Genomic DNA, 25,746 nt, shown 5'->3' with positions numbered 1-25,746 from the left:
GTGACCAGAACGAGAGGCAGCCGCGGAGCCGGCTGTGGGAGGTACAGACATGAAATCGACCGCCATCGCCGCACTACTGGCCGGCGTTGCTTTTGCCGGAACGCCACTCATGGCCGAGGAAATCTCGATCGCGCTACATGTCGATCCGGGCCACGAGATGTTCCAAGTGGGAGAACGCCTGAAGGAGAAGATCGAGGACGAGACGGACGGACGCTACACGGTCACCTTGCTCGGTACGGAGGTGGGAGGCGAGCGCGATCACCTCGAGGGTGCAAGCATCGGCGAGTATACGATCGCCCTCGGTGGCTCGATGCCGATGACCCTCTACGCGCCTGAATATGCCGCGGCCGACCTGCCCTTTGTCTATTCCAGCAGTGATCAAGCACGCCAAGTCTACGAAGGCGACATTGGGGGTTTCATCAACGAGGCGCTGGTGGCCAATGGCAACTTGCGGTTGGTCGGCCTGTCCATGCGGAGCCCCCGAAACCTCACGTCACGCGAACCGGTTCAGGGCCCGGACGATGTGCAGGGCGTGCGTTTGAGGCTTCCGGAGATCGAGCCTTGGGTCGAGATCTGGAGCGAAATCGGCGCACTTCCGAGCCCGATCGCTTGGCCTGAGGTCTACACGTCGCTCCAGACCGGGGTGATTGACATGCAGGAAAACCCGGTTTCGCTGATCTACAACGGCCGCCTTTACGAGGTGCAGAACTATCTGAACCGCACCCAGCATGTGCACTCCTTCTTTCATTGGCTAATCAACGAGGAATTCTACGCTGGGCTTTCGGACGAGGATCGCACGCTGATTCAGGGAGCGATTGACGAAGCCGTCGGCTGGGGCGACGAGCTGGTCCGTGAAAACGAGGAGAAAATCCTCGCTACCTTGAAAGAAGAAGGCATGGAGGTGGTCGAGCCCGACGTGGCCGCCTTCCGCGAGAAGGCCATTCCGGCCATCCGCCGCGTAGCCGAGGGCTTCGCGCCTGAAGTGCGCGATTACGTGCTGTCTCATATCGACTGACGTGACCAGCCGGCCCGCCGATCCGGCGGGCCGCATTCTTCGAGGGAGGTCGAAGCATGACTGAGACGTCGATACTGGAAGCACATGAACCGCCCCCCAACCGCTTCTGGCAGGTACTCGAGGGGATCGTCATCCTGATCTTCCTGGGCATGCTCGCGGCAATGTTTGTGCAGGTGGTGTCGCGATACGCTTTAGGTATTGGCGTTCCCTGGACCGACGAGACCGCCCGTTTTCTTTACATAGGGCAGATCTTTCTCGGCGCCGCCATTGCCCAACGACACGGCGCGCATATTCGAGTGACACTGCTCCTCGACCTGCTGCCGCCGGCGGTTTCACGCATTGTCGCCAGCCTCGCGGACCTGCTCCTGCTCTTGACCGCGCTGGCGTTGCTGGTGGGCACCTACGAGATGACGTTGCGCACCAGCAACGTGAAAGCGAGCACCCTGCCGATCACCATGGCTGCCATCTACGCGGTCCAAGGCCTCGGCATCGGACTTTACACGCTCCTTGTGGCCCGCGATCTCATTCGGCGCCTGACCGGCAGCCAAGCGCAATAGGACCCCCACATGACTATCCTGATCGCCCTCTTCGGGACCTTGCTGGTCTTGATGTTCATTGGTGTCCCGGTCGGTTTCTCGATGATCGGGGCCTCCGTCGTGGTCCTCGGGGTCAACCGGGGTTTCACAGATCTCCCGCTCGAGATGCTGGCGCAGCGGACGCTTTACGGTGTCAACAGCTTCACCCTTCTTGCAATCCCCGCCTTCCTACTCATCGGCAAGCTAATGAACGAGTCCGGCATTTCGGACCGGGTGTTCAACGTGGCGCGCGTGGCCGTCGGCCACCTGCGGGGCGGCCTGGGCCATGTCAATGTTCTCTCCAGCATGATCTTCGCCGGAATGTCAGGATCGGCAGTTGCCGATGCAGGCGGACTCGGCCCGGTTCAGATGCGCGCGATGGAGCGCGACGGTTACGGCCGCGGCTTCTCGGCCGCTGTTACGGCCAGCTCGGCCACAATCGGACCAATCATTCCACCCTCTATCCCGGCTGTCATCTACGGAGCTTTGGCCAACGTCTCGATCGCTGCGGTCTTCTTGGGCTCGATCCTGCCGGGCCTGCTGATGGGACTGGCGTTGATGGCGGTCGTCGCGGTGATCTCGCGACGCCGCGGCTACCCGGTCGCGAGCCGGGCAACGCTCATGGAGTTCGCAGCGGCGCTCATGCAGGGGATACTCCCCATGCTTACGCCAATCATCATCATCGGCGGCATCCTATCAGGTATCTTCACACCGACCGAAGCCTCGGTGATCGCACTGGTCTACTGCCTGCTTATCGCGGCTCTGGTCTACCGGACGATCACCCTGACAAGCTTCTGGCGGATCTGCCGGGAAACTGCGATCGACACGTCGGCCCTGTTGCTGATCATAGCTGGCTCTGCTCTCTATGCTTGGGTTCTGGCGCGCTACCAGGTGACCTCGCAGATCATCGATGCCATGTCGGCGACGGTGACCAGCCCCGCCCTTCTGCTTGCGCTGCTGCTTCTGTTCATCCTCGTGATCGGCTGTTTCATCGACTCAGTCCCGGCACTGTTCCTGTTGACCCCAATTCTGGTTCCTCTGGTCACGAGCTACGGGATCGATCCGGTGCATTTCGGTGTCGCGATGATCTTTAACCTGATGATCGGCCTGGTCACCCCGCCGGTGGGAACGGTGCTATTCACCGTGCAGCGCGTTGCGGGCATCTCTTACATCGAGCTCCTTCGAGAGCTGATGCCTTTCTACCTTCCGTTGTTCGCGATGCTGCTGCTGATCACTTTCGTGCCGGCGGTGGTGCTCTTCGTGCCCGGCCTTCTGCTGCGCTGAAGCGCCGACCAATTACTGGAGATACTCATGACGACACTCGTTTTCGGCGGTTTGGGCCATGTTGGCTCCTGGATCGTGCATGATCTTGCTGAACGCGGCGAGGAGGTCGTGGTGTTCGATCGTGCCTCGGACATTGAGGGACTGGAGCTCGACTACCTCGAACCTCATCTTCCGAACATCCGGTTCGAGAATGTCGACGTTCTCGACACGCATACGCTGTTCGAGCGGATGCGCGCCTATGAAGGACGCATCTCGGCGGCCATCTTCGGGGTAGCGGTGATCGCCGGTCCGACGTTCCAAAACCGGCCCTTCCGTAACATCGGCATCAACACAACCGGCATGCTGAACGTGATCGACGCTTGCCGGATTCTCGGTGTGCCGAAATTCATCAACCTCAGTTCCGGCGCTGTTTATGGTAACCAGCCGGGCGGCCAGACGGAGGATCTGCCGTTCAAGGCCACAGATCTCTACGGTGCCACGAAGGTTGCCAACGAGGTTCTCGCGCAGCAGTACTCCCTCACTTACGGCATCGATGTGAGGCAAGCTCGCCTTTATTTTGTCTACGGCCCGGGCAAACGTCCCTCAACGATGCATCCCCTTTACAAGGCGATGTTCGGCGGGCTGGAGGGACTTACTGGCATTGAAGTCGCAAATGGCGGCGACCAGAGCCTCGACTGGACGCACGTGAGGGATACCGCTCAGGGCGTAATCCGCCTGCTGGATGCGCCCCAGGTAGAGCCGGGCGAGGCCTTCAACATCTCCTGCGGCGTAGCAACCAATCACCGAGAGATCATCGAACACGTGGAATTGCTCACGGGTCGTGAGGCAGCGATGAGGCTCGGTTCGGGCCAGTACTTCAGCCGCGGCGCACCCCTCGACATTTCGAAAGCCCGGCAGCGCCTGAAGTTCACGCCGAGATTCACCGATATTCGGGAAGGGCTGTCCGATTACCACGAGTGGCTTGCAGGGACCCAGACATGAGCGAAGTAGACCGGATTGGCGCGACCTACCTACTGCGGACACGCCTCGACCCTGAGCGTGCGGCGAAGGTGATCGCCGGCGAGCAGTCTTCCGGTACCTTTGTCAGCCTCCCCGGCGAAACCGCTGAACTGACCAAACGCGCCGCCGCGCGAGTGGAAGCTCTCGAGGAAATCGAGGACAGCGGTGCGCCGCCCCTGCCGGGGGCGACCGGTGACGGCGAGCTTCGCAGTTTTCGTCTAAGAATTACGTGGCCCCTCGCGAATATCGGGCCGTCCCTGCCCAACCTCATGGCCACCCTTGCGGGCAATCTTTACGAGCTGCGCGAGGTCGCCGGCCTGAAGTTGCTCGACATAGATCTGCCGGAAGTCTTCTTAGATCGATACGCAGGCCCCGCTTTCGGCATCTCTGGCACCCGGGAGCTGTCTGGCGTGGAAGCGAGCAAGCCCCTCATCGGCACGATCATCAAGCCTTCCGTTGGGCTCAGCCCACAAGATACGGCGGAGCTTGTCGAAGAGCTTTGCCAGGGCGGAATCGACTTCATCAAGGACGACGAGCTCCAAGCTGACGGTCCGGCCTGCCCCTTCGACGAGCGGGCCCGCTCGGTCCTCCGTGTCATCGATGCCCATGCGCAGCGCACAGGCAAGAGAGTGATGTATGCAGTCAACATCACCGACGAGATCGATGAGATGCGTCGCAAGCATGATATCGTCGCCGAAATGGGTGGCACCTGCGTGATGGTCAGCTTGAACAGCCTCGGCGTGGTCGGTCTCGCTGCCCTGCGCTCCCATGCCCGTTTGCCAATCCACGGCCATAGAAACGGCTGGGGCTATCTCGGGCGATCCCCGGACAACGGTTGGGGTTTCCAAGCTTGGCAGAAGATCTGGCGCGTGGCTGGTGTCGACCATCTGCATGTGAACGCGCTCGCCAACAAGTTCTGGGAGGATGACGACAGCGTAGTCTCGTCTGCCCGTGCCTGTCTTTCTCCTCTCTTCCCCGAACGAGCTTGGCAGGCAATGCCGGTCTTCTCGTCTGGACAGACCATTCGGCAGGTGCCCGAAACCTGGCAGCGGGTTGGAAGCGCCGATCTCATCCATTGCGCCGGAGGCGGCATCGTCGCTCATCCGGGCGGCGTGCCGGCCGGAGTGGCAGCAATGCGTGCGGCTTGGGAGGCCGCACAAGCAGGGACCACGTTGGCCGAGGCGGCGAAAGACACGCCGGAACTCGCCACGGCATTGGAGGCCTTCAAATGACCCATAACCGCTCCACGGATCTCCTGCTCGCCTTCTACGGGGATGACTTCACGGGCTCCACCGATGCAATGGAAGTCACCGCACGTGCCGGATTGCGCACCGTGCTCTTCACCACTCCTCCCACGGAGGCCGATTTGGCCGAGTTCGAGGATTGCCCGGTTATCGGGGTCGCCGGCACGTCCCGCGCGCGCAACCCTGAATGGATGGAAGCCCATTTGGGGCCCATTTTGGCAAGGCTCGCGGAACTGGAGCCGCCCATCCTCCAATACAAAGTTTGCTCCACATTCGATTCCGCCCCCGAAGTTGGATCGATTGGTCGGGCAACGGAGATCGCACGCCGCTACTTGCGCCCCGATTGGGCTCCATCAATCGTAGGCGCCCCGCAGCTTGGCCGTTGGCAGGCGTTCTCCAACCTGTTCGCGGCAGCCGGCGGTACGACCTATCGCATCGACCGTCATCCTACGATGTCGCGCCACCCTGTGACCCCGATGCGGGAGGCCGACTTACGGCACCATATTGGGCTTCAGACACATATCGAAACCCGATCCGTCGACCTTGGTGACATGGCGCGCGGCGACGACATCAAACGGCTCGCGGAAGCCCGGGAGCGCCGAGCAATCACGTTCATCGATGTCGCGGACGAGATCAGTCAGCAGAAGGCTGGAGAACTGGTCTGGGGCCATCGGGACGGGCCAGTGTTCTCCCCATCATCTTCGGGGCTCCAGTATGCCCTGGTCTCGCACTGGCGCCGCATCGGGCTCGTTGCAGAGACCGCGCCGGTCATGCCCTCCCCCAAACCTACAAAGCGTCTGCTCGTCCTTTCCGGAAGCTGCTCGCCGGTAACATCCGAACAGATCGAAGCTGCGGAAAAGGCGGGCTTCGCTTTGCTGCGGCTCGACGTTATCGCCGCCCAAGAAAAAAGCACGGCCCTTACGGAGAAAGCACGTCTTCTCACGGAAGCCGAGCGGTCCTTTGAAAGCGCTAAAGGCGTGGTCATTTACGCAGCGCGAACAGTCGACGATCCAGCCTTCGAAGCACTCAAGAGACATGCGAGGAGCAACAAAGGCACCTTTGGCGATGCCCAAGAGGCGATTGGCAACCTCCTGGCGCAGATTGCGTTGGAGGCCGTGCCGCGTTTCGAGCTTAGGCGAATGGTCGTGGCGGGCGGCGACACCTCGGGCCGGGTCGTCGAAACCCTTCCAGTCAAGGCGCTGGAAATGTTGGCGCATATTAGCCCGGGTGCGCCTCTGTGCCGCGTTCACACCGATGATCCCAGCTTTGCCGGCCTCGAACTTGCCCTCAAGGGAGGGCAGCTCGGATCGGTTGACTACTTCGAACGCGCGCTGGGTTAAGGTAGCGGTTCACGGCATTAGTGGCCGTTAGCAGCTCTCTGGTCGTCAATGTTGCACTCAGAGGCCCCTGGCTCTACCGGTTCCTTTCCGGCCTCTCTTCAAATAACGGCTTTGATCCCGCCCCTCTCGAAGCGGCTTACCCAAATTTGGCCACCATGTGCCCTTCCCCAATGTCAGCCAGTGCTTCGATTTGAGGCTCCATGCCACGCCGCAATACGGGACTCGGCACTTCGCCCTGTGGCCTGGAGAACGGTGGCGGTACCCGGGTGGGGTCAGGGACCGGCACGGCGGCGATAAGCTGGCGGGTATAGGGGTGTCGCGGATCGCCAAACAGCTGCGCACGCGTGCCCATTTCGACGATCTGGCCCAGTCGCATTACCGCAACCCGGTCGGAGACGTTCTCAACCACGGCCATGTCATGGCTGATGAACAGATAGGCGATGCCGAACTCGGTTTTCAGGGCCTTGAGCAACTCAAGAACCCGGGCCTGTACGCTGACGTCGAGCGCCGAAACGCTTTCATCAGCGATGATCAACCGCGGCCGCAGAGCCAGCGCGCGTGCGATGCAAATACGCTGCCGCTGTCCGCCCGAGAATTCGTGGGGATAGCGGTCGAGTTGGTCTCGCTCCAACCCCACGCGCTCGAAGAGCGCCTCAACCTGGACGCGCTGCTCCTGAGCGGAGCCGATGCCGTGGATGACCAGCGGTTCAGCCACAAGGTCGCCTACCCGCATCCGAGGGTCGAGCGAGGCCATGGGGTCTTGGAAGATCATCTGAACGCCGCGGCGAAAGGCCGTGTCAGGCCGCTGGCCGCTCACAAGCCTGCGACCGGCCACTTCCAACAAGCCCTCGAACGGCACCAGCCCGGTGAGGGCCTTTGCAATGGTTGACTTGCCGCAGCCGGATTCCCCTACCAACGAGAAGGTCTCGCCAGCACGGATCTCGAAGCTGACGCCCGCCACCGCGTGCACCGCGTGGGTGGGCCGGTTCAGAATGCCCCCTCGAATGTCGAAGCGCACCCGCAGATCCTCGACCCGTGCCACCGGCACTGCCGTGCTGGGTGCGCCTGCCCCTTCCCCGCGCCCCATTCGGGGCACTGCTGCCAGCAGCGCGCGGGTATATGGTTCTTTCGGTGCTGCAAAGATCTCTTGCACCGGCCCCTGTTCGACCATGCGGCCTGCCTGCATGACAACCACGCGGTCAGCCATCTCGGCCACCACCCCCATGTCGTGGGTGATTAGGATAACGGCGGTGCCAAGGTCCCGCTGTAGATCGCGCAGCAGCTCCAGAACCTCGCGCTGCACCGTCACATCGAGCGCAGTAGTCGGCTCGTCAGCGATCAGCACATCGGGTCTGAGCGCAATCGCCATGGCGATCATGACCCGTTGGCGCATACCGCCCGACAACTCATGCGGATACTGTTTCAGTCGCGCCTCGGGCTGCGACATTCGTACCGCGCGTAGCGCCTCTATCGCCCGAGCCCGCACTTCACGCCGTGACAAGGTCTCATGCGCCTCGATCGCCTCGATCAGCTGATGACCAATGGTCAGCACCGGGTTGAGCGAGGTCATCGGCTCTTGAAAGATCATCGCGATGCGCGCACCACGCAGCGCGCGCATCCGCCGCTCAGACAGACTCAGGAGATCGGTCTCTCCAAGTCGGATGCGACCGCCCGAAACATGGACGGCAGGCGGTGGCAGAAGCCCCATGATCGCCATCGAGGTGAGGGACTTCCCTGACCCACTCTCACCCGCGATGGCCAGTGTCTCACCACGCGCCAGGTCGAATGAGAGATCCTGCACCAGCAGGCGGGGGCCCTCGCTGGTGCGCACTGAGATCTTGAGTTCCTCTACGGAAAGCACCGGCGGGTTGGTATCCGGGGCCCTTTCAGCCCCGGACAGCTTCGTGACGGCGGCATTCATTCGAACACACAGCGCGGGAAGTAAAAGCTCACCACCCAGTTCGGCTGGTCGACAATTTCCGAGATTCTGAGATCGCCACAGGTCGAGACGAGCATGTAGGCATCGACCGCCGCCATCTGCCGCGTGGCGCAGAGGTGGTCGACCATCCCCGCCACAGCATCACGCGAGGCGGTCATCAGATCCGGCCCGATGCCGGTCGTCACTTCGTAGCCCTTGGCATCGAGATGCCGCGTCACCGGTCCCGACGTCGTGAAGCGCGGGAACTTCAGCTGCGCGTCCTTCACAAGATCGATCGTAAGCACTGCGTACATCGGGCTCTCGATCGCGGTGCCGCAAACCTCGCCGTCACCCTGCGCCGCATGGGTGTCCCCGACGGAGAACAGCGCCCCGGCGACTTCGACCGGCAGATAGAGCACGGTGCCCGCGGCGAGATCGCGAATGTCGAGATTGCCGCCGACCCGGCGCGGCGGCACGATCGAATGTCCCCCCGGCTCTGCCAGCGCGTTGCCGATGGTGCCGCAGAACGGCTTGAGCGGTACTCGGCCATGCTCGCCGAACAGCGCGGGCTCGAGCGTTCTCGCATCGTATTTCCAGATCGTCAGCGCTGGGTCGGTGAACTGGTCCGCCAGAAGGCCGAAGCCCGGAATGTTGGCGGTCCAGCCCCAGGCCGAGCCCTCGGCCTCGCGCGGGGCGAAGCTGTCGATGGTGATCTTCAGAGCGTCCCCCGGCTCGGCCCCTTCGACATAGATGGGACCCGAGACCGGGTTGATCTTGCCGAAGTCGAGAGTCTCTACGTCTTTGACCGTGCTCGACGGGCCGAGCTGGCCCGCCGATGAATCCATACAGTGGAAGGCGATCTGCGCGCCGGGCTCCACCCTTTCGACCGGGGCAATGGAATTGTCCCAGCCGAAATGATGCTGCGCACCATGGATCGTGTAGTCGCAGTTCTGGCACATCTTACTGCTCGGTCACGTAGACGTAGTCGTAGTTCACCGGGATCGAGACCGGGTCGACATAGAGCGCGTCATCGCCACCCATGCGCTCGGACTTCATGGTATAGCGCTGCTCGTTGAACACCGGCACCCAAGGCGCGTCCTCCATGACCTTCATATAGACGTCGGACCACTTGCCCAGTCGCTCCTCGGCCTGCTCGGGATCGGCCATGGAGTCCGCCTCAGCGGCCATCGCGTCGAGTTCCTCGTTGCAGTACCAAGACCAGTTCCAGCCGCCCGGGACCGCGCCGGCGCAGCCGAGGATCGGGCCGTAAAAGTTCGACGGATCTGGGAAGTCGGCGATCCAGGCCATGCCGCCCGACCAGATCATCGGCGCTTGCTCCTTCTCGCCGCCCGCGGCGATCACGTTGGCCTGCGCGAGGCTTTGGATCGAAGCATCGATCCCGATTTGCTTGAGATCCTGCTGGATTGCCTGCGCGATACGCGGATTGGGATCGGTATTCATAACGAACAGCTCGGTCTCGAAGCCGTCCGGGTGACCCGCCTCGGCCAGCAGGGCCTTGGCTGCCTCAATGTCGTATTGATAGCCCTCGTAGTTCTCGGTGTAGCCCGGCATGGAAGGCGGCAGCGGTTGATTGGCCGGTACGGCGCGACCGTTGATGATCTGGATGATCCGGTCCTTGTTGATCGCCATGTTCACCGCTTGGCGCACCTTCACATCGTCGAACGGCGGCATCTGGGTGTTCATGGTGATGTAACCGGTGTGCAGCTGGCCGCCTTCGACCACGCGCTCGGCTTGGGCCGGATCGTTCATCACTTCGACAAACTTGGCAGGCGGGATGCCGTCACCGGGCACGTCGACCTCACCGTTCTGAAGGCGCAGAAGCGCCACGATGGGCTCCTGTCCGACCTCGAAGGTGATCTGGTCAAGATAGGGCACGCCTTCGCGCCAATGGTCCTCGAATTTCTCGAACACCAGCCGCTGGCCGATCGTCCACTCCCCGAGCTTGAAAGCGCCGGTGCCGACAGGCTCCTTGCCGAAATCACCGCCTGCTGCCTCGACCGCCTCCTGTGGCACGACGGAGGCGAAGTTCAGCGCCATCACGTGCAAGAAGGTGGCATCGGGCCGGGTCAGGGTGATCTCGATGGTCTGGTCGTCGATCACCTTCACGCCCGACAGTCCCTCGGCCTCGCCGGAAGCAGCGGCATCATAGCCCTCGATCGCTCCGAAGAAACCGGCGCCGGGCGACTGGGTCTCGGGGTCGGTGACGCGGTCGAGCGAGTACTTCACGTCCTCGGCCGTCATCTCGCGACCATTATGGAAGGTTACGCCATCGCGCAGCTTGAAGGTATAAGTTAATCCATCCTCCGAGATCTCGTAGCTCTCGGCAAGACCCGGGCGCAGCTCGGTGGTGCCGGGGATGTAATCCATCAACCCGTCGAAGATCGACTTGATCATCGACCAGTTCTGCCAGTCATAGCCGATAGCCGGGTCGAGCGTGGCGACATCGTCCTTGTAGGTGATGGTGATAGCCCCACCCGGCTGGGCGTTCGGGTCGGGCGTGTAATCCTGCGCGATGGCGGGCATGGCGAGCGCGGCGATTAGCGCCGTCGAGGTCAGCAGTCGTTTCATTCTCACTCTCCTGTTAGGTCTTTTGTTGATTGGTCGTGCGGGGTCTCAACGCAGCTTGATGCGCGGATCGATGAGGGGGGTGACGAGATCGGCCAGGAGGTTGCCCAGCACGATGGCGCAGGCCGAAACCAGCGTGACGCCCATGATGATCGGGATGTCGACGCGCTGGATCGCCTGCCAAGCAAGCTGCCCGATGCCTGGCCAGCCGAACACGCTCTCAACCACGACGATGCCACCCATGAAGATGCCGATGTCGATGCCGATCATCGCGATGACCGGTAGGATCGCATTGGGCAGTGCATGGCGCAGGATCACCCGGCGCCGCGTCAGTCCCTTTGCGCGAGCGGTGCGGATGTAATCGGCGCGGAGCACGTCGACCATCGAGGAGCGCATCATACGGCTGTACCAGCCCGACCCCATGATGCCGAGCGTGAGGGAAGGCAGAACCAGATGCGCCCAGGTTCCGTAGCCTCCGATCGGAAACCAGCCAAGCTGCACCGCGAAGACGTAGAGAAGCAGAAGGCCGACCACGAATTGCGGCGCCGAGACGCCGACGAAGCTCGCGATCATCAGCGACTGGTCGGTGGCGGTCCCGCGCTTCAACGCAGCGATCACACCCATCGTGAGCCCCAGCACCAGCTCGCAGCCGATCGCGCCCGCCATCAGCAGCAGCGATGCCGGAAGCCGTGCCGCGATCAGTGTGCCGACATCGGTGCGCTGCAAGTAGCTGCGGCCGAGATCGCCCTGCACCAAGCCAGTGAGGTAGCGCCAATACTGCACCAGAAGCGGCTGATCGAGACCGAGCTGCTGGCGGATGTTTTCGACCGTCTGCGCAGTGGCCGAACGCCCGGCGATCTGGCGCACCGGATCGGCGGGGAGCGCGTAGAGCAGGAAAAAGGTGATGAAGGATACGCCGAGCAGGATCAGCACCGAGACGATCAGGCGGCGGAAGACGTAGGCGGCCATCAGTCACGCCCCCTTTGCGTCGGGTCGAGCACGTCGCGCAGCGCGTCGCCCAGGAGGTTGAAAGACAGCGCCAGGATCAGGATTGCGGCGCCGGGAAAGAACACCAGCCAGGGGGCAGCCTGGAAATAGGTCTGGTTCTCGAAGATGATGTTGCCCCAGGACGGCGTCGGCGGCTGCACCCCGATGCCGAGGAAGCTCAGCGTCGCTTCGAGCAGCACCGTGGTGGAGATGCCGAGCGTGCCCCAAACGATGATCGTCGGCACCAGGTGCGGCAGGATATGGCACAGCAGGATGCGTGCATGGCCTGCGCCCAGCGTCTTCTCGGCCGCGATGAACTCGCGCTCCGCCAGGGAGGTGGTCTCTGTATAGAGCACCCGTGCGGTCTGCACCCAGTTCACAATGGCGATCACCATCGCGACGATCCACAAAGAAGGCTGGAAGATCGCCGCGAGGCAGATGGCGAGCAGTAGCGCTGGGAAGGCCATCATCAGGTCGGTGAAGCGCATCAGCACCGCCCCGAAGATACCTCGGAAATAGCCCGCCGAGACCCCGATCACCGTGCCGATGATGAGCGCGATGCCATTGGCCACCACGCCGATGATCAGCGAGGTCCGCGCGCCATAAAGGATGCGGGTGAGTAGGTCGCGACCGAGCAGATCGGTACCAAGCCAGAAATCCGAATTGGGCGGCAGCGGCGCTCCAGTGATGGTGAGCCCGTCGAACATCTGCTCATTAGGATCGTAGGGCGTGAGCCAAGGCGCCAGCACCGCCCCGGCGATGGTGAGCACGATCAGCATTAGACCAAACAAAGCCAGCTTGCGTCTCATCAATCGTGCCAACGCCCCACGGGGCGCGCGACGCGCGACCGGCGGCGGCGCGCCCGGCGGCAGAGTTCCGGTCGTGTCAGACATCGCGTCCCCTCTTCGTCGCCAGCGTTGGTGCGCCGGTCTCTCCGGCCGCGCAAATACGCCGCGCGGCCTGCTCGATCGTTTCCTGCCAGGCCATCGCCATGGCCCTCAGTTGGGCATAAGCCTCCGCTTCAGAGCGCCCACGCCCCATCAGCGCCAGCACCGCGCGGACGACGGTTTGCCGTTCGGAAAGCCGGGCGCGCAAAGCAGCGATCTCATCGGCGGCGGCCCGGCGCGCCTCGAAACCTTGTCGTGCAATCAGAAGCGCGGAATAGACCCCACCGGCACCAATCGGCTTAAGCAAATGTGCATCAGCGCCCTGCCCCAGCGCCCATTCGATCCGACCTGGCGCTTCGGAACCGATCAACGCGATCATCGGCATTGGTGCTTCACCCGGCCGCCAGGGAAACATTTCGTCGTGACATTGGTCCGCATCGAAGAAAACGAAATCCGCGCAATGCGCAGCTGCATCCAAATGGGGCCAGCAGGGTAGAGCACGCAGGCCGATCGCGGCGAGCTGCCGAGCGAGTGCTTGGGTTGTCGCATGCGGCCGATGCAGAAGCAGCGCCGTGGCGCCCCCCAGTTCCGGCGTCGCGATCCGGCGGCTCATGTCACTACCCGAAGCGCCGCATGGCGCGCAGTGGGCCAGCGCTCACGCCGCGCCAGATAGGGATCGGCCTCAACCGCACCGCTATGTTCGAGAACCTTGAACAGGCCTTCTTCAACCCGAGCAATCAAGACCGGCAGGGCCATATGACGCGTCTCAGGATCGACACCGCAGCTCTTCAGCCGCGTTGCCGGGTCGCCTGTCCTTTCCTCGAGGGCTGCGAGCGTTGCCACCGCGACATAGGCCGCTGCTTCGAAGGAAGAGGCAGCCTCTGCGCCGTGTCCGGCCCCCCAAAGCGGTGCTCCGGCGAAATGCGGCCCGGCCGCGATCACCCCCTCGGCGGCGGCGCCGAAACCCGGAAGCTCACATTCTGTGAGGTTGCATGACAGCACCGGACAGCTGCCCTCGGCGAAGGCCGGGTCCTTTCCGCGCAGCAGCCGCATCGCCTCGAGGAAGGCGCGCGAGGACTGACCAATCAGGTTGTTGAGAACGAAATCGGGTTTCGCCGCGCGCAGCTCATCGATCAGACGTCCTACATCGGTATCGCCCAAGGCCTGATGGCGCTCCCCGGTCACCGAACCGCCTGCGGAGGCAATGACTTCCCGGGCCACCCGGTTCATTTCCCAGCCCCAGATGTAGTTGGAGCCAACAAGATGGCCGCGCCGGCCGTATCGACCGAAAGCCCAATGAAGTAACGGCAGCAGATGTTGGTTCGCGCAGGCATGGGTGTAAATCACCCGATCCGAGCATTCGAAACCTTCGTAAGGGCAGGCATACCACAATGTGCCACCTGCCTTCTCCAGCGCTGGGATCACCTCCTTTCGGCTCGACGAAGTGACGCATCCCACAACGTGGCGCACACGCCCCTCGCGCAGCATTTCCGTGCAAAGCGGCTCATAGTGATCGAGGTTTCCCCCCGGATCTCGTTCGATCACCCGGAGCCGGACGCAGCGCTCTGCATCGGTGTTGATCGCAGCTACCGCGTTCAGCGCGCCCCGTCGGCATGCCGCTGCAATCGCAGCATAGTCGCCGGACCGCGAATAGAGCAGGCCGATCTCCACATCACGTCGCATGCACCGCTCCCAACGAAAAAAGCCCGCACGAGAACGCAGCAGAGCGTTTCGAAGCGGGCGCGAATGCCATCCGGGCGAACCGGTATTTGCGGCCAACCTGCGACGACATCTACCGAGAGGTCAAGTCCCATAAGCAACAGGGCATCTGTTTCGCTGATATTTTTTGCATCATCGAAAGGCACCGAGGACAAAACTCGCAACATTCGAACTCCAAGTTATGTCAACAATGGCGGAAGTCGCATGCACAGTTCGTTCAGACAAAGGTAGAGAGTTTAATTAGTTCGGACTATCGGGGCCCGTCAGGCAGCTAAAAACTGCACTGCATATGAAGGGACAGTCAGGCATTTACTCTTGGGGCCGCTGTTGAATGTAATGCATTGGGGCAGGAGTTGTCCGCTGGCTTGCCGGACCGCAAAGCAATACCAAAGGCACTTCCAACTTCTCCCGTTGAGCCAGGCCGATCAGGCTCGAGCAGCCGCCCTTGCGAGATCCCGAGCAGCGACCAAAACCTCCTTGATCGCCAGATCATGATCCAGCCCGCCAACTCCTACGACACCGATCGACAGGTCCTGCCATACGGAGAACTCGCGCGGCATGGGGACAGGGCTGGCAATCCCAGTGGCCCCTTTCTGCAACTGGCCTTCGGTTAGGCTGTAGCCCAGCTCCCGCGCGTTCGTCACACTCTCCGGTTCTCCTTCTGTCGCTCCCCGTCCCGCCAGTATCGCAATCCCGGCGGCTCCCCGGGTCAGCGGATGGCGGCTGCCAACACGATAGTTGATGTTGAGAAAGGCGTCCTTCGGGGTCGAGGTCAGCACGGCCACACCCTCCTCGCCGACAGCGGTGGAGAGGAAGGCCGTCGCCTGGGTCCGGTCAGCCAACGCCTGAACGATGGGTCCTGCCAAAGTGCGGAGCGCGCCTTCGGCGTTGAGGCCGAGCAGAAGGGACGCCGAACCGAGCACGATCTTTCCCTCCGGCAAGCGCCGCAGCATGTGCTGGTCGGCCAGCGTGTTCACCAGCCTATAGGCGATGGCGCGGTGCACACCCAGACGCTCGGCGATCTCAGCAATCCTGAGCCCTGACTCGCTCGCCGCCACTGCCTGAAGAACAGCAATGCCCCGCTCCAGCGTTTGCAGCGTGCCGCCAGCAGCCATGGCCCAGTCCCCGAATGCTGCCGATTGACTCAATGCGGCAACCGGCTCTACTTTTTTAATGAAACACGATGTGCGCTATTTGTAAATGTCGTGAGGGAGGAAGCATGGCAGAACAGAGGCGTTGTCCCGTGCACGTTGCACCGGACAGCGAAGGTCTCGGTGGTGAGAAGGGATGCCCTCTCTCTGAGCGCGCCATGGCCTTCGATCCATTCGAGGGCCCCTACCAGGTCGATCCTGCCGAAGCGCTGCGTTGGGCCAGGGACGACGAACCGGTCTTCTACAGCTCAAAGCTGGGCTACTGGGTGGTGTCCCGCTACGACGACATCAAGGCGGTGTTCCGCGACAACCTCACCTTCTCGCCGCGCATCGCGCTCGAGAAGATGACGCCGGTCAGCCGCGAGGCGCAGGAGGCGCTGGCCTCCTACGGCTACGCGATGAACCGCACGCTGGTGAACGAGGACGAGCCGGCGCATATGGAGCGCCGCCGGGCCCTGCTCGACCATTTCCTGCCCGAGAACCTGCTGCCGCGGCGCGAGCGGGTCCGCGCGCTGGTGCGCGAGCGCATGGACGCGCTCGTGGACAAGGGCCGGGCCGACCTCGTACAGGAGATGCTCTGGGAGGTGCCGCTGACCGTGGCGCTCGACTTCCTCGGCGTACCGGAGGACGACATGGAGACGCTGCGGCGCTTCTCCGTCGCCCACACCGTCAACACCTGGGGCCGGCCGACGCCCGAGCAGCAACTCGAGGTCGCGCATTCGGTCGGCCGGTTCTGGCAATATGCGGGCAAGGTTCTGGAGAAGATGCGCGCCGAGCCCGACGGCCCCGGCTGGATGCACCAGGCGATCCGGCGCAACGCCGAGATGCCGGAGGTCGTCACCGACAGCTACCTGCACTCGATGATGATGGCGATCATCGTCGCCGCGCACGAGACCACGGCGCATGCCTCGGCCAACATGTTCCGCACCCTTCTGACGCATCGCGACGCCTGGGACGACGTCTGCGCCGACCCGTCGCTGATCCCCAACGCGGTCGAGGAATGCCTGCGTTACGCGGGCTCGGTGGTGGCCTGGCGACGCGAGGCGACGCGGCCGGTCGAGCTGGGTGGCGTCCGCCTGCCGCAGGGCGCCAAGCTGCTGATGGTCACCGCCTCGGCCAACCAAGACGACCGGCATTTCGAGGAGGCGGCCCGCTTCGACATCTACCGCGACAACGCGGTCGACCACCTGACCTTCGGCTATGGCAGCCACCAGTGCATGGGCAAGAACATCGCCCGGATGGAGATGCGCGTCTTCCTCGAGGAGTTCACGCGCCGCCTGCCGCATCTGCGGCTCGAGCCGCAGGAGTTCACCTACCTGCCGAACACCTCCTTCCGGGGGCCCGACCAGCTCTGGGTGGCGTGGGACCCGGCGCGGAACCCCGAGCGCGCGCAGCCCGGCCTGCGCGCGGCGCATCGAGAGTTCGCGGTCGGCGCCCCGGACCGCCGCGACATCGCGCGGCGGGTGCGGGTGACCGAGGTAACGGGCGAGGCCGAGGAGGTGTTGTCGCTCGGGATCGCGCCGGTGGAGGGCCAGCGCCTGCCCGGCTGGAGCCCCGGCGCCCATGTCGAGCTCTGCGTCGGGGATTACGAGCGCAAGTACTCGCTCTGCGGCGCACCGGGAGAAAGCGGCTACCGCGTCGCGGTGCTGCGCGAGGCGGAAGGGCGCGGCGGCTCGGCGCATATCCACGGCCATGTCCGCCCCGGCATGGAACTGCGCCTGCGCGGGCCGCATAACCTGTTCCGCCTCGACGAGGCGGCCGAGGACTGCCTGCTGATCGCCGGCGGCATCGGCATCACCCCGATCCTCGCCATGGCCGACCGGCTGAAGGCGCTGAGCCGGCGCTACCGGCTGCACTATGCCGGGCGCTCGCGCCGCAGCATGGCCTTTCTCGATCGGCTGGCGCGCGATCACGGCGCGGCGCTGACGCTGCACCCGGCCGACGAGGGGGCGCGCATGCGGCTGCCTGATCTGGTCGCCGCGCTGCCGCGCGGCGGCCAGATCTACGCCTGCGGCCCGGCGCGGCTGCTTTCGGCGCTGGAGGAGCTGACGGCAGACCACCCGGAGGGGACGCTGCATGTCGAGCATTTCGCCGCGGCCGGCGGCGGGCCCGACCCGAGGGCCGAGCGCCCCTTCACCGCCGAGCTGGCAGATAGCGGCCTCGAGGTCGAGGTCGGCGCGGGCGAGACCCTGCTCGAGGCGATCCGCGCCAAGGGCGTCGACGTGTCGAGCGACTGCTGCGAGGGTCTGTGCGGCAGCTGCGAGGTGCCGGTTCTCGAGGGCGAGATCGACCATCGCGACATGGTGCTGACCCGGGCCGAACGGGCCCGCAACGACAGGATGATGGCCTGCTGCTCGCGCGCGCGCGGCGGCCGGATCAGGCTCGCGCTCTGAGGGGAGCCGGCGGGCGAAACACGGTGACTGGGAGGTACCGAATGAAGACCAGAACGACGATCACCACCGCCGCCACGGCGCTGGCCCTGGCGCTGCCTGGCGCAGGCCTGGCCGAGACCACGCTGAAGGTCAGCCACTTCCTGCCCAGCGTGCACGGCATCCACCAGGACTTCATCGTGCCCTGGACCGAGGCCGTCACCGAATGCACCGGCGGCGAGGTGCAGTTCGATATCTCGCCCGCCGGCACGCAGCTCGGCAACGTTGCGCGCCAGCAGGAGCAGGTGATGGCCGGGGTGGTCGACATCGCGCATGGCCTGCACGGCATCCCGCGCGGCCGCTTCCCGCGCAGCTCGCTGATCGACATGCCCTTCCTGACCGACGACGCCGGCGCCGCGACCCACGCGTTATGGTCGCTCCTGCCCGAGACGCTGGCCGAGGAGTACGAGGGGCTCAAGGTGCTGGCGCTGCACGCTCATAACGGCGGCCTCGTCCATACACAGGGCACCAAGGTCGAGACCATGGAAGACCTCGAGGGGCTGCGCATCCGCACCCCCTCGCCCGCGATCTCCAGCATGCTCGAATATCTCGGCGCCGTGCCGCAGGGCCTGCCGCCGGGCGAGGTCTACGAGAACCTCCAGCGCGACGTCATCGACGGCACCGTCTTTCCGTGGGACCCGGTGGCCTCCTTCGGCCTGAACGAGGTGCTCGACTACCATCTGGAGGCCGGCGTCTACACCGTGTCGTTCTTCTTCGTGATGAACGAGCGGTCCTACGCAGCGCTGAGCCCCGAGGCGCAGAGCTGCATCGACGAGAATTCCGGTGACAACCTCGTTCCGAAATTCGCCGACTGGTGGGACAAGTGGGACGCGCCGGGCCGCGAGGGCGCGGTCGAGGCCGGGCACGAGATCACCACCCTGTCGGACGAGGAGCGGGCGCGCTGGCGCGAGACCCTCGCGCCGATGATGGAGGCCTACCTCGCGGAGGTCGAGGCCGCCGGCGTGGAGAACGCCCGCGAGATCTACGAGATGATGCAGGAAAAAATCGCCGAGTACGAGGCCGCGAACGGCTGAGCGGACGGCCGGGAGTCTGGGCCGGCGCCGCGTGCGCCGGCCCGTCTCGGGGCGAAGGGAGACAGGGCTCATGCCGAAACCACTCGCCGCCGCCCGGCTGGCGATCAAGGCGCTGGCGGCGCTGGGCGTGGCCGCCTACGCCGCGGCCGCGCTCGTGACCGTAGGCGACGTGCTCGGCCGTCAGGTCGGGCTGCCGATCATCGGCGTCGTCGACCTCGTGCAGCTCTTCGTGATGGCCGGGACGTGGCTGGTCATGCCGCACGCCTTCCTCGCCGCCGCCCATGTCGGGGTCGACTTCCTGATCTCGCGGCTGCCACGCCGCGCGCGGCACGCGCTGCATGTCATGGCCGCGCTGGTCGCCCTTGTGCTGCTGGCGCTGATGCTGTGGCAGGGCTTCGCGACCTTCGAGACGCGGACCATGTTCGGGGACAGCTCGCAGCAGCTCGGCATTCCGATCGCGTGGTACTGGTACCCGCTGCTGCTCGGCCTCGGTCTGTGCCTGCCCGGTGTGATGCTCTGGCTCGTTGCGGCGCTGCGGGAGGCTTCCGATGAGTGACGCATGGCTCGGCCTGATCGGCTTCGCTGCGGCGCTGGCGCTGATTGCGCTCGGTCTCCCGGTCGCGATCGCGATGGCTGCGGTGGGCCTGCTTGGCTACTGGTGGCTCGAGGGCTGGTTCAGCACCGCCTTCGTGCTGGGCTCGAGCCCGTTCGAGTCGATCTTTCCCTATTCCTTCAGCGTCATCCCGCTCTTCGTGCTGATGGGCGCCTTCGCCTCGCATGCCGGGCTGTCGCGCTCGCTCTTCACGGCGATCAACGCCTTCATCGGCCACCGCCGCGGCGGGCTCGCCGTCACCACGGTCGGGGCCAGCGCGCTCTTCGGGGCGATCTGCGGCAGCTCGCTCGCCACCGTGGCGACGATCGGCCGGGTCGCGCTGCCCGAGATGCGGCGCCACGGCTACGACGATTCCCTTTCGACCGCGACCGTCGCCGCCGGCGGCACGCTCGGTGTGCTGATCCCACCTTCGGTGCTCCTGGTAATCTACGGGCTGCTCACCCAGAGCTCGATCGGCGCGCTCTTCGTCGGCGCGCTGCTTCCGGGGCTGCTCGGGGCCGGGCTCTATGCGCTGGCCGTGCTCGGCCGGGTCTGGGCCGATCCAGACATCGCGCCGCGCTCGGAGCGGCACGGCTGGGCGGCGCGGCTGACCAGCCTCGGCCGGGTCTGGCCGGTCGCGGCTCTGTTCGCGCTGGTCATCGGCGGGATCTATGCCGGGCTGTTCTCGCCCACCGAGGCGGCGGCCGTGGGGGCCGTGGGCGCCTTCCTGCTGGCGCTGCTGTCGGGCGAGCTGAACCGCGGGGCGCTGCACGACGCGGTCTTCGAGACCGCCGGTCTGACCGGCATGATCTTCTTCATCCTGATCGGCGCCGCCTTCTTCAACTTCTTCCTCGAGGAGACCGGGCTGCCGCGGCTGCTGATCGCCTGGATCGAGGCGGCTGGGCTGTCGCCGCTGGCGGTGCTGGCGCTGATCCTCCTCTTCTACGTGGTGCTGGGCTGCTTCATGGACTCGATGTCGATGATCCTGCTGACCGTGCCGCTTCTGGCCCCGGTGGCCCAGGAGATCGGCTTCGACCTCGTCTGGTTCGGAATTCTCGTCGTCACGGTGGCCGAGATCGGACTGATCACGCCACCCATCGGTCTCAATCTCTTCGTCGTGCAGGCCGCCGCCGGCGATGTGAGCCAGACCACCGTGATCCGCGGCATCCTGCCGTTCATCCTGGCCGACATCTTGCGCCTTGTACTGCTGGTAGCCTTCCCTGCCCTGGTGCTCTGGCTTCCAGACCTGATGTGATGATTTAGGTTGGAGCCCATTTCGCTAAGAGGCCGAGCAACACACATCGAGCGCACCTCTCGCGACCTCTTAGGTGAAGAGGAATTTGGGGCACAGGCCGCCCATATCGAACCTCAGTGTTTTCGGCAGCGGCGAGGCAACCGACGCGACCGGCCCATAGTTGCCATTCGGCTGGGTCACATCGAACGTCGGCTTACTGAAATGGCAGACCTGTTGCGCGGCCGCTCTACCGTCTCATGGGCCGCACGCTATATAGGGCGACGCTGCCGGGCTCGGGGCAGCTCTGCGTTTTCCTGAAGGGTCATCATGCTCGACGCTCCCATTCTGTCCGGCAGGGCCATCCTGCACGCTATCCCAGTGCCGGCGATCATCATGTCGACCGATCTTCTGATCATCGACGTCAACGCGCCCTTTGAGGAAGCCGTGGCGCGCCGCAGAGCCACGCTGCTCGACCGGCCTTTGTTCGACGAGTTCCCGCCGCGTCCCGACACCCCGAATCTTGAAGCGACGATCCGCGCCTCGGTTGCGCGCGCGGTCGACACGCGGCAGACCGACGCGCTGGAGCCGGGCCGGCATGACATCGTCATGCCCGATGGCGGCTTCGAGACCCGCTACTGGCGGCTGTCGCATTCCCCGGTGATCGAGAACGGCGAGGTCACCTGCATCCTTCAGCTGGTCGAGGACGTGACGGCAGAGGTGACGCAGCAGTTGCTGCTCGAGGCACGGGAGCGCACGGCCGCCGAGGGGGCGTCCCTTTCCTTCTGGGACCTCAATCTCGTCACGGGCAAGCTGATCCGCTCCGCCGGCGTCGATTCGATGCACGGGTTCGCGCCAGACGAGGCCGGCGACGAGATCGAGCCGTTCTTCGAGCGCGTTCACCCCGAGGATCGTGAGCGCGTGCGCATGGAGCTTTTCTCGACCGCCGAGCGCGGGCCCGGGCCGACAATCCTCGAGCATCGGCTCCTGCTGCCCGACGGCAGCGTCCGCTGGATCTCGGCGCGGGGTGAGATCTTGCTCGGCCCCGTGAACGGCGAGCCGCATCTCGTGGGCATGGTCGTCGACATTACCGAGTTCCGGCAGAACGAAGAGCGGCTGAAAGCCGCGCTCGCCAACCAGAAAATGCTGCTCGACGAGGTCAATCACCGGGTCAAGAACTCGCTTCAGATGGTGGCGAGCCTGCTCAGTCTCGAAAGCGGGCGGGCCTCACCCGAGACCCGCGAGAAGCTGCTCTCGGCCAGCACCCGGGTCAATGCGATCGCCACCATCCACGCCAGCCTTTACCAGGATGGCGATGTGACCAGCGTAGCCGTCGACCAGCAGCTGCGCGACCTCTGCGACCATGTCGCCGCCTCGTCCGGCTGCGATGTCCGGGGCATTTCGATCGACCTCGACGTGACGCCGATCCGGCTCTGCCCGAACAAGGCCATCAGCCTCTCGATCATCGTTAACGAGCTGATCACCAATGCCCTGAAGCACGCCTTTCATGGGCGGGAGGAAGGACGCGTGCGCGTGCGCCTCGCGCGCGACGCCAAGGCGGGCGAGCTGGTGCTGACGGTCATCGACGACGGCATCGGCCAGTCCGAGGCAGTCGAAGGCCGAGCGTCGCGCGGCTCGGGCCTCGGTCAGCGGCTGATCCAGATGTCCGCTCGCCAGATCGGCGGGCATGTCGAACAGTCGAGCTCTCCGCAGGGCTGGCAAACCGTCGTCCGGTTTCCGGCCAAGGTCTGACCTCGCCATGCGTATACTCATCGTCGAAGACGAGGTTTTCATCGCGCTCGACCTCGAGATGCAGCTCATGGACATGGGTTACGAGGTCGTAGGCATTGCCGGGACGAAGGAGACGGCGATCGAGATGGCCTGCGCGCATGTGCCGGACCTGGCCCTCGTGGACCTGCATCTGGCAGGCCCATCGAGCGGCGCAGAGGCTGCGGCTTTCATGCGGGCCGAGCTGGGCGTTCCGTCGGTCATCGTCAGTGGCAGCCTGCACGAGTTGACGGAGGCGGACATTGCTGCCACCGCTCCTGTCGCTCTGCTTGGCAAGCCATTCAGCCCGGTGAAACTGCACGCTGTGATACGCGGTGTAGACGCCGTCCTCGATCGATGACGGGTAAGGGCGAACCACTCCCGATACCGTTCGTCTCGACTTGGCCTCAATACGCGGATAGTTCTCTTTCTTTGAGAATTGGAGGGGCAGGATGAAGCATTTGGAGTCCCTCTTTGACCGCGCGCTCGATGCCGTGGTGGGAATGGACGAAGCAGGGTTGGTCGTTGCCTGGAATGGTGCGGCCGAGGAGATGTTTGGCTGGCCTCGCGCAGAAGCGATGGGGTCTTCCATGGGGGATCTCATCGTGCCCCCTCAGCATCGCGACGCCCATGCGCGCGGCTTGGAACATTACAATCGCACGGGTGAAGGTCCGGTTCTCGAGCAACGGGTCCGGATCACCGCCCTGCATCGTGACCGCGCTGAGTTCCCGGTCGAGCTGTCGATATTCCCGATGTCCGGCGACGGCGGCGGGCGGATCTTCTACGCCTTCATCCGGAGCATGGCCGCCGAGGAAGCTGCCCGGCGCGCGCAGGAATTGCGGGCCCGCGAAGGAGAGGCGCTACTCGCCGTCGCGCAGAAGCTTCTGGAAGACGTCTCGCTCGACGAATTCACACAGTTCTGTCTCGATAGTGTCTGTGCCGTATCCGGCATGGAGGCAGGCCATTTCCACGTCGTGCGCGGGCGTGGGCCGCATGCGCGCCTGCACCCCACCGGAATCTGGCACTTGGCGGACCCGCGTTTCCAACCGGTGGTCGAGGCAACGAGCGTTGTGCGCTTTGCACCCGGAGAGGGTCTCCCGGGCCGCGCTTGGCAGTCGGGACAGCTGCAAGCGCTCGTCGACCTTCCGGCGTCCTGCCAGTTCGTTCGTCGCAGCGTATTCGAAGAGGTCGGGTTGACCCGCGCAGTGGCCCTGCCGGTGTGGCAAGGCGGAGACGTACACGGTGTGCTCGAGTTCTTCGGAACCTCTTACGCTCGGCTGGATGAGGAGGTTCTGCGGATGCTCCAGACAGTTGGAAGCCAGATCGGCGTCGCGCTCCACCGCAAACAACATGCCGAACACCGCGAGACGCTGCGCCGCGAGATGAGTCACAGAGTGGGTAACAGTCTCTCGGTGCTGGCCTCGATCTACCGGAGCTGCTCCCGGGAGGCCCGGACCAAGGATGAGCTGGACGAGGCCTTCCTGGGGCGCCTCGTGGCCGTGGGTCAGGCCAACCGCATGGCCGTTGAGGACGCCAGCAAGAGCGTGGCATTGCAGGCGCTGATCGAAGAGGCGACTGGCATCCTCCCCGAGCGAAGCAGGATCTCCATCGAGGCACCCAACTTGAGTGTCGACAGGGACAGCATCATGCCGCTGGCGCTGATCCTGAACGAACTTGCCACCAACGCGCTGAAACATGGTAGCTCCTGCCAGGACAGCCGTCTCGCCGTCAGGGCCCGGTTCGATGAGTCCAATGAGAACCTGGTTCTGGAGTGGCGCGAACATCGGGCTGTCCCGTTGGCTGTCCCGCCGCCGACGCCCGAGCGTGTCGGATTCGGCACGAAGCTCATGTGGCACATGGTCGAGGGACGGTTGGGAGGCATCTTTGAACGGTGCCTCGATGAGGCCGGTTTCCGTGTGATGCTAAGGCTGCCGCGGGAGCGCCTGGAGGCCCCGCCTGAACTGGCCCCCGCCACCATCCATTCGGGCGCGGCCGACGGTTGATCCCTTCTGACTCGCGATCGGAAGAAAGAGCGGACGTTCGTGGCGTAGGCAACGAAGGCCAGCTTCCAGGCCTTCCCCGCCTTGGCGCTTCCGGCCCATAGCCGCCGCGGGGCGTCACCAACTGTGCTGTGCCCAACCAACCAAGAGCGGCACTCGGTGAGTGCAGGGCGTGATGGTTAGTAGCGAACCCCGCCCGACTTTGATGGCCTTCCGGTTTTCGGAAGACAGCGTAACCAAGGCGGCTGCCTTCTGGGGGATTGGCCCGCAAAGCGTTCTATAGCTTGTCAGCTTCTCAGGCCGCCTTTGCGTGCACGATGCCTGATCCTCCGTTTACAGTACTCCGCCGGAACCGAGTGCCAGACGAGCGTTATCCATGTGAAGGGCCGCTGTGAACGCGGCACCAGCAAGGAGCTCCATATGTCCAGCAATGCCGTTCACCGGGACCCGGATGCGATTGAGGAAGAGGTTGTGGAGGTCAGTGGCCAGCACCGCGCCCGCTACCAGATGTTGTTCTCGGCTGATCGCACCAAGACAGACAGCCTCACCTGCGGAATCGCTATCGTGCGGCCGGGCGAGCCCTTGCCGCTGCACCGGCACGCGCATGCAGAGGTCTACTTCGCGCTGGCTGGCGCGGCGCTGGTTACAGTCGATGGAAAGGATCACGAGTTGGCCGAGGGTCAGGCCATCTTCATTCCGGGCAACTTAGAGCACGCGGTCCATGCCGAAACCGAGGCACGCCTGTTCTTCGCCTTCGCCGCCGACAGCTATCAGGAGGTCCGCTATGTCTATCTCGATGACGACTGAGGACGAGAGCGGAAACTGAGACACGGAGGCGTCCAAGAAACGCGGGGCTATTCAGCCCGAAGCCGACTTTCGATCGCAATCCGGGCGAAGGCAGGTTCGAATGATCCTTCTACCAATCCATTCTCCGAGCGCGCAGATGTTCGGGCGCGAGATCAAGCGACCATGTCCGGAGCGAACCGAC

The 25,746-nt window shown here is 64.3% G+C and carries 22 protein-coding genes; 14 read left to right on the top strand and 8 right to left on the bottom strand.

Annotated features, from left to right (window positions below; all coding sequences use genetic code 11):
- Positions 1–49 precede the first annotated feature (49 nt).
- Genes LOS8367_RS05480 through LOS8367_RS05455 form a run of 6 tightly spaced genes read left to right on the top strand, consistent with a single transcriptional unit; the run spans position 50 to position 6,457 of the window.
- Entirely contained in the window at positions 50–1,015 is a 966-nt protein-coding gene (locus LOS8367_RS05480; protein WP_085895498.1) for a TRAP transporter substrate-binding protein, read from the top strand.
- A gap of 56 nt (positions 1,016–1,071) precedes the next feature.
- On the top strand, positions 1,072–1,572 hold the full coding sequence (locus LOS8367_RS05475; RefSeq protein ID WP_085895497.1) for a TRAP transporter small permease: 501 nt from the start codon (positions 1,072–1,074) through the stop codon (positions 1,570–1,572).
- Between the two features lie 9 nt (positions 1,573–1,581).
- Entirely contained in the window at positions 1,582–2,874 is a 1,293-nt protein-coding gene (locus LOS8367_RS05470; RefSeq protein ID WP_085895496.1) for a TRAP transporter large permease, read from the top strand.
- A 27-nt stretch (positions 2,875–2,901) separates the two neighbouring features.
- Positions 2,902–3,855, top strand: coding sequence for an NAD-dependent epimerase/dehydratase family protein (locus tag LOS8367_RS05465; RefSeq protein WP_085895495.1), 954 nt, complete (start codon positions 2,902–2,904; stop codon positions 3,853–3,855).
- Positions 3,852–5,105, top strand: coding sequence for a ribulose-bisphosphate carboxylase large subunit family protein (locus LOS8367_RS05460; RefSeq protein ID WP_085895494.1), 1,254 nt, complete (start codon positions 3,852–3,854; stop codon positions 5,103–5,105). Before LOS8367_RS05465 ends, LOS8367_RS05460 begins: the two co-directional genes overlap by 4 nt.
- Positions 5,102–6,457 carry a four-carbon acid sugar kinase family protein gene (locus LOS8367_RS05455; RefSeq protein ID WP_085895493.1) on the top strand — a complete coding sequence of 452 codons (1,356 nt, stop codon included), beginning with the start codon at positions 5,102–5,104 and terminating at the stop codon, positions 6,455–6,457. The genes LOS8367_RS05460 and LOS8367_RS05455 overlap by 4 nt, the downstream gene beginning before the upstream one ends.
- A gap of 136 nt (positions 6,458–6,593) precedes the next feature.
- On the opposite strand, the gene LOS8367_RS05450 is transcribed toward LOS8367_RS05455, so the two are convergent.
- The 8 genes from LOS8367_RS05450 to LOS8367_RS05415 form a co-directional block, all read right to left on the bottom strand.
- A complete protein-coding gene (locus LOS8367_RS05450; RefSeq protein ID WP_085895492.1) occupies positions 6,594–8,378 on the bottom strand; it encodes an ABC transporter ATP-binding protein in 1,785 nt (594 codons plus the stop codon).
- The gene (locus tag LOS8367_RS05445; RefSeq protein WP_085895491.1) at positions 8,375–9,334 is read right to left on the bottom strand and encodes an acetamidase/formamidase family protein; all 960 of its coding nucleotides are present in this window, start codon (positions 9,332–9,334) and stop codon (positions 8,375–8,377) included. Before LOS8367_RS05445 ends, LOS8367_RS05450 begins: the two co-directional genes overlap by 4 nt.
- A 1-nt stretch (position 9,335) precedes the next feature.
- Positions 9,336–10,964, bottom strand: a complete 1,629-nt coding sequence (locus LOS8367_RS05440) for an ABC transporter substrate-binding protein (protein ID WP_085895490.1) — start codon at positions 10,962–10,964, stop codon at positions 9,336–9,338.
- Positions 10,965–11,009: 45 nt separating this feature from the next.
- A complete protein-coding gene (locus tag LOS8367_RS05435) occupies positions 11,010–11,930 on the bottom strand; it encodes an ABC transporter permease (RefSeq protein WP_085895489.1) in 921 nt (306 codons plus the stop codon).
- On the bottom strand, positions 11,930–12,841 hold the full coding sequence (locus tag LOS8367_RS05430; RefSeq protein ID WP_085895488.1) for an ABC transporter permease: 912 nt from the start codon (positions 12,839–12,841) through the stop codon (positions 11,930–11,932). The genes LOS8367_RS05435 and LOS8367_RS05430 overlap by 1 nt, the downstream gene beginning before the upstream one ends.
- On the bottom strand, positions 12,834–13,448 hold the full coding sequence (locus LOS8367_RS05425; protein ID WP_085895487.1) for an ANTAR domain-containing response regulator: 615 nt from the start codon (positions 13,446–13,448) through the stop codon (positions 12,834–12,836). The genes LOS8367_RS05430 and LOS8367_RS05425 overlap by 8 nt, the downstream gene beginning before the upstream one ends.
- Positions 13,445–14,518, bottom strand: coding sequence for a transporter substrate-binding protein (locus tag LOS8367_RS05420; protein WP_085895486.1), 1,074 nt, complete (start codon positions 14,516–14,518; stop codon positions 13,445–13,447). The genes LOS8367_RS05425 and LOS8367_RS05420 overlap by 4 nt, the downstream gene beginning before the upstream one ends.
- Before the next feature lie 461 nt (positions 14,519–14,979).
- Positions 14,980–15,669 carry an IclR family transcriptional regulator gene (locus LOS8367_RS05415; protein WP_085895485.1) on the bottom strand — a complete coding sequence of 230 codons (690 nt, stop codon included), beginning with the start codon at positions 15,667–15,669 and terminating at the stop codon, positions 14,980–14,982.
- A gap of 194 nt (positions 15,670–15,863) precedes the next feature.
- On the opposite strand from LOS8367_RS05415, the gene LOS8367_RS05410 reads away from it, so the two are divergent.
- The 8 genes from LOS8367_RS05410 to LOS8367_RS05375 all read left to right on the top strand — a co-directional run bounded on the left by LOS8367_RS05410 (position 15,864) and on the right by LOS8367_RS05375 (position 25,565).
- Positions 15,864–18,098 carry a cytochrome P450/oxidoreductase gene (locus LOS8367_RS05410; protein WP_242665512.1) on the top strand — a complete coding sequence of 745 codons (2,235 nt, stop codon included), beginning with the start codon at positions 15,864–15,866 and terminating at the stop codon, positions 18,096–18,098.
- A gap of 41 nt (positions 18,099–18,139) precedes the next feature.
- Positions 18,140–19,168 (top strand): TRAP transporter substrate-binding protein, encoded by a 1,029-nt coding sequence (locus tag LOS8367_RS05405; protein WP_085895483.1) that lies wholly within the window; start codon positions 18,140–18,142, stop codon positions 19,166–19,168.
- Between the two features lie 70 nt (positions 19,169–19,238).
- Positions 19,239–19,724, top strand: coding sequence for a TRAP transporter small permease (locus LOS8367_RS05400; RefSeq protein WP_085895482.1), 486 nt, complete (start codon positions 19,239–19,241; stop codon positions 19,722–19,724).
- Positions 19,717–21,015, top strand: coding sequence for a TRAP transporter large permease (locus LOS8367_RS05395; protein ID WP_085895481.1), 1,299 nt, complete (start codon positions 19,717–19,719; stop codon positions 21,013–21,015). Before LOS8367_RS05400 ends, LOS8367_RS05395 begins: the two co-directional genes overlap by 8 nt.
- 306 nt (positions 21,016–21,321) lie before the next feature.
- Positions 21,322–22,743, top strand: coding sequence for a sensor histidine kinase (locus LOS8367_RS05390; RefSeq protein ID WP_085895480.1), 1,422 nt, complete (start codon positions 21,322–21,324; stop codon positions 22,741–22,743).
- 7 nt (positions 22,744–22,750) lie between these two features.
- Positions 22,751–23,119 carry a response regulator gene (locus tag LOS8367_RS05385; RefSeq protein WP_165761388.1) on the top strand — a complete coding sequence of 123 codons (369 nt, stop codon included), beginning with the start codon at positions 22,751–22,753 and terminating at the stop codon, positions 23,117–23,119.
- A gap of 91 nt (positions 23,120–23,210) precedes the next feature.
- Positions 23,211–24,761 carry a sensor histidine kinase gene (locus tag LOS8367_RS05380; RefSeq protein WP_085895478.1) on the top strand — a complete coding sequence of 517 codons (1,551 nt, stop codon included), beginning with the start codon at positions 23,211–23,213 and terminating at the stop codon, positions 24,759–24,761.
- A 417-nt stretch (positions 24,762–25,178) separates the two neighbouring features.
- The gene (locus LOS8367_RS05375; RefSeq protein ID WP_085895477.1) at positions 25,179–25,565 is read left to right on the top strand and encodes a cupin domain-containing protein; all 387 of its coding nucleotides are present in this window, start codon (positions 25,179–25,181) and stop codon (positions 25,563–25,565) included.
- The last annotated feature ends 181 nt before the right edge of the window (positions 25,566–25,746 follow it).

Origin of the sequence: Limimaricola soesokkakensis (assembly GCF_900172345.1) — a bacterium.
GTDB lineage: Bacteria > Pseudomonadota > Alphaproteobacteria > Rhodobacterales > Rhodobacteraceae > Limimaricola > Limimaricola soesokkakensis.
Note: the sequence above shows the minus strand (reverse complement) of the source record. Positions and strands in the feature narration are given on the sequence as shown.

What these genes read in the sequence shown, in the direction of transcription:
- LOS8367_RS05480 (WP_085895498.1), top strand. Translation starts at nt 50, where the DNA reads ATGAAATCGACCGCCATCGCCGCACTACTGGCCGGCGTTGCTTTTGCC.
- LOS8367_RS05475 (WP_085895497.1), top strand. Translation starts at nt 1,072, where the DNA reads ATGACTGAGACGTCGATACTGGAAGCACATGAACCGCCCCCCAACCGC.
- LOS8367_RS05470 (WP_085895496.1), top strand. Translation starts at nt 1,582, where the DNA reads ATGACTATCCTGATCGCCCTCTTCGGGACCTTGCTGGTCTTGATGTTC.
- LOS8367_RS05465 (WP_085895495.1), top strand. Translation starts at nt 2,902, where the DNA reads ATGACGACACTCGTTTTCGGCGGTTTGGGCCATGTTGGCTCCTGGATC.
- LOS8367_RS05460 (WP_085895494.1), top strand. Translation starts at nt 3,852, where the DNA reads ATGAGCGAAGTAGACCGGATTGGCGCGACCTACCTACTGCGGACACGC.
- LOS8367_RS05455 (WP_085895493.1), top strand. Translation starts at nt 5,102, where the DNA reads ATGACCCATAACCGCTCCACGGATCTCCTGCTCGCCTTCTACGGGGAT.
- LOS8367_RS05450 (WP_085895492.1), bottom strand. Translation starts at nt 8,378, where the DNA reads ATGAATGCCGCCGTCACGAAGCTGTCCGGGGCTGAAAGGGCCCCGGAT.
- LOS8367_RS05445 (WP_085895491.1), bottom strand. Translation starts at nt 9,334, where the DNA reads ATGTGCCAGAACTGCGACTACACGATCCATGGTGCGCAGCATCATTTC.
- LOS8367_RS05440 (WP_085895490.1), bottom strand. Translation starts at nt 10,964, where the DNA reads ATGAAACGACTGCTGACCTCGACGGCGCTAATCGCCGCGCTCGCCATG.
- LOS8367_RS05435 (WP_085895489.1), bottom strand. Translation starts at nt 11,930, where the DNA reads ATGGCCGCCTACGTCTTCCGCCGCCTGATCGTCTCGGTGCTGATCCTG.
- LOS8367_RS05430 (WP_085895488.1), bottom strand. Translation starts at nt 12,841, where the DNA reads ATGTCTGACACGACCGGAACTCTGCCGCCGGGCGCGCCGCCGCCGGTC.
- LOS8367_RS05425 (WP_085895487.1), bottom strand. Translation starts at nt 13,448, where the DNA reads ATGAGCCGCCGGATCGCGACGCCGGAACTGGGGGGCGCCACGGCGCTG.
- LOS8367_RS05420 (WP_085895486.1), bottom strand. Translation starts at nt 14,518, where the DNA reads ATGCGACGTGATGTGGAGATCGGCCTGCTCTATTCGCGGTCCGGCGAC.
- LOS8367_RS05415 (WP_085895485.1), bottom strand. Translation starts at nt 15,669, where the DNA reads ATGGCTGCTGGCGGCACGCTGCAAACGCTGGAGCGGGGCATTGCTGTT.
- LOS8367_RS05410 (WP_242665512.1), top strand. Translation starts at nt 15,864, where the DNA reads ATGGCCTTCGATCCATTCGAGGGCCCCTACCAGGTCGATCCTGCCGAA.
- LOS8367_RS05405 (WP_085895483.1), top strand. Translation starts at nt 18,140, where the DNA reads ATGAAGACCAGAACGACGATCACCACCGCCGCCACGGCGCTGGCCCTG.
- LOS8367_RS05400 (WP_085895482.1), top strand. Translation starts at nt 19,239, where the DNA reads ATGCCGAAACCACTCGCCGCCGCCCGGCTGGCGATCAAGGCGCTGGCG.
- LOS8367_RS05395 (WP_085895481.1), top strand. Translation starts at nt 19,717, where the DNA reads ATGAGTGACGCATGGCTCGGCCTGATCGGCTTCGCTGCGGCGCTGGCG.
- LOS8367_RS05390 (WP_085895480.1), top strand. Translation starts at nt 21,322, where the DNA reads ATGCTCGACGCTCCCATTCTGTCCGGCAGGGCCATCCTGCACGCTATC.
- LOS8367_RS05385 (WP_165761388.1), top strand. Translation starts at nt 22,751, where the DNA reads ATGCGTATACTCATCGTCGAAGACGAGGTTTTCATCGCGCTCGACCTC.
- LOS8367_RS05380 (WP_085895478.1), top strand. Translation starts at nt 23,211, where the DNA reads ATGAAGCATTTGGAGTCCCTCTTTGACCGCGCGCTCGATGCCGTGGTG.
- LOS8367_RS05375 (WP_085895477.1), top strand. Translation starts at nt 25,179, where the DNA reads ATGTCCAGCAATGCCGTTCACCGGGACCCGGATGCGATTGAGGAAGAG.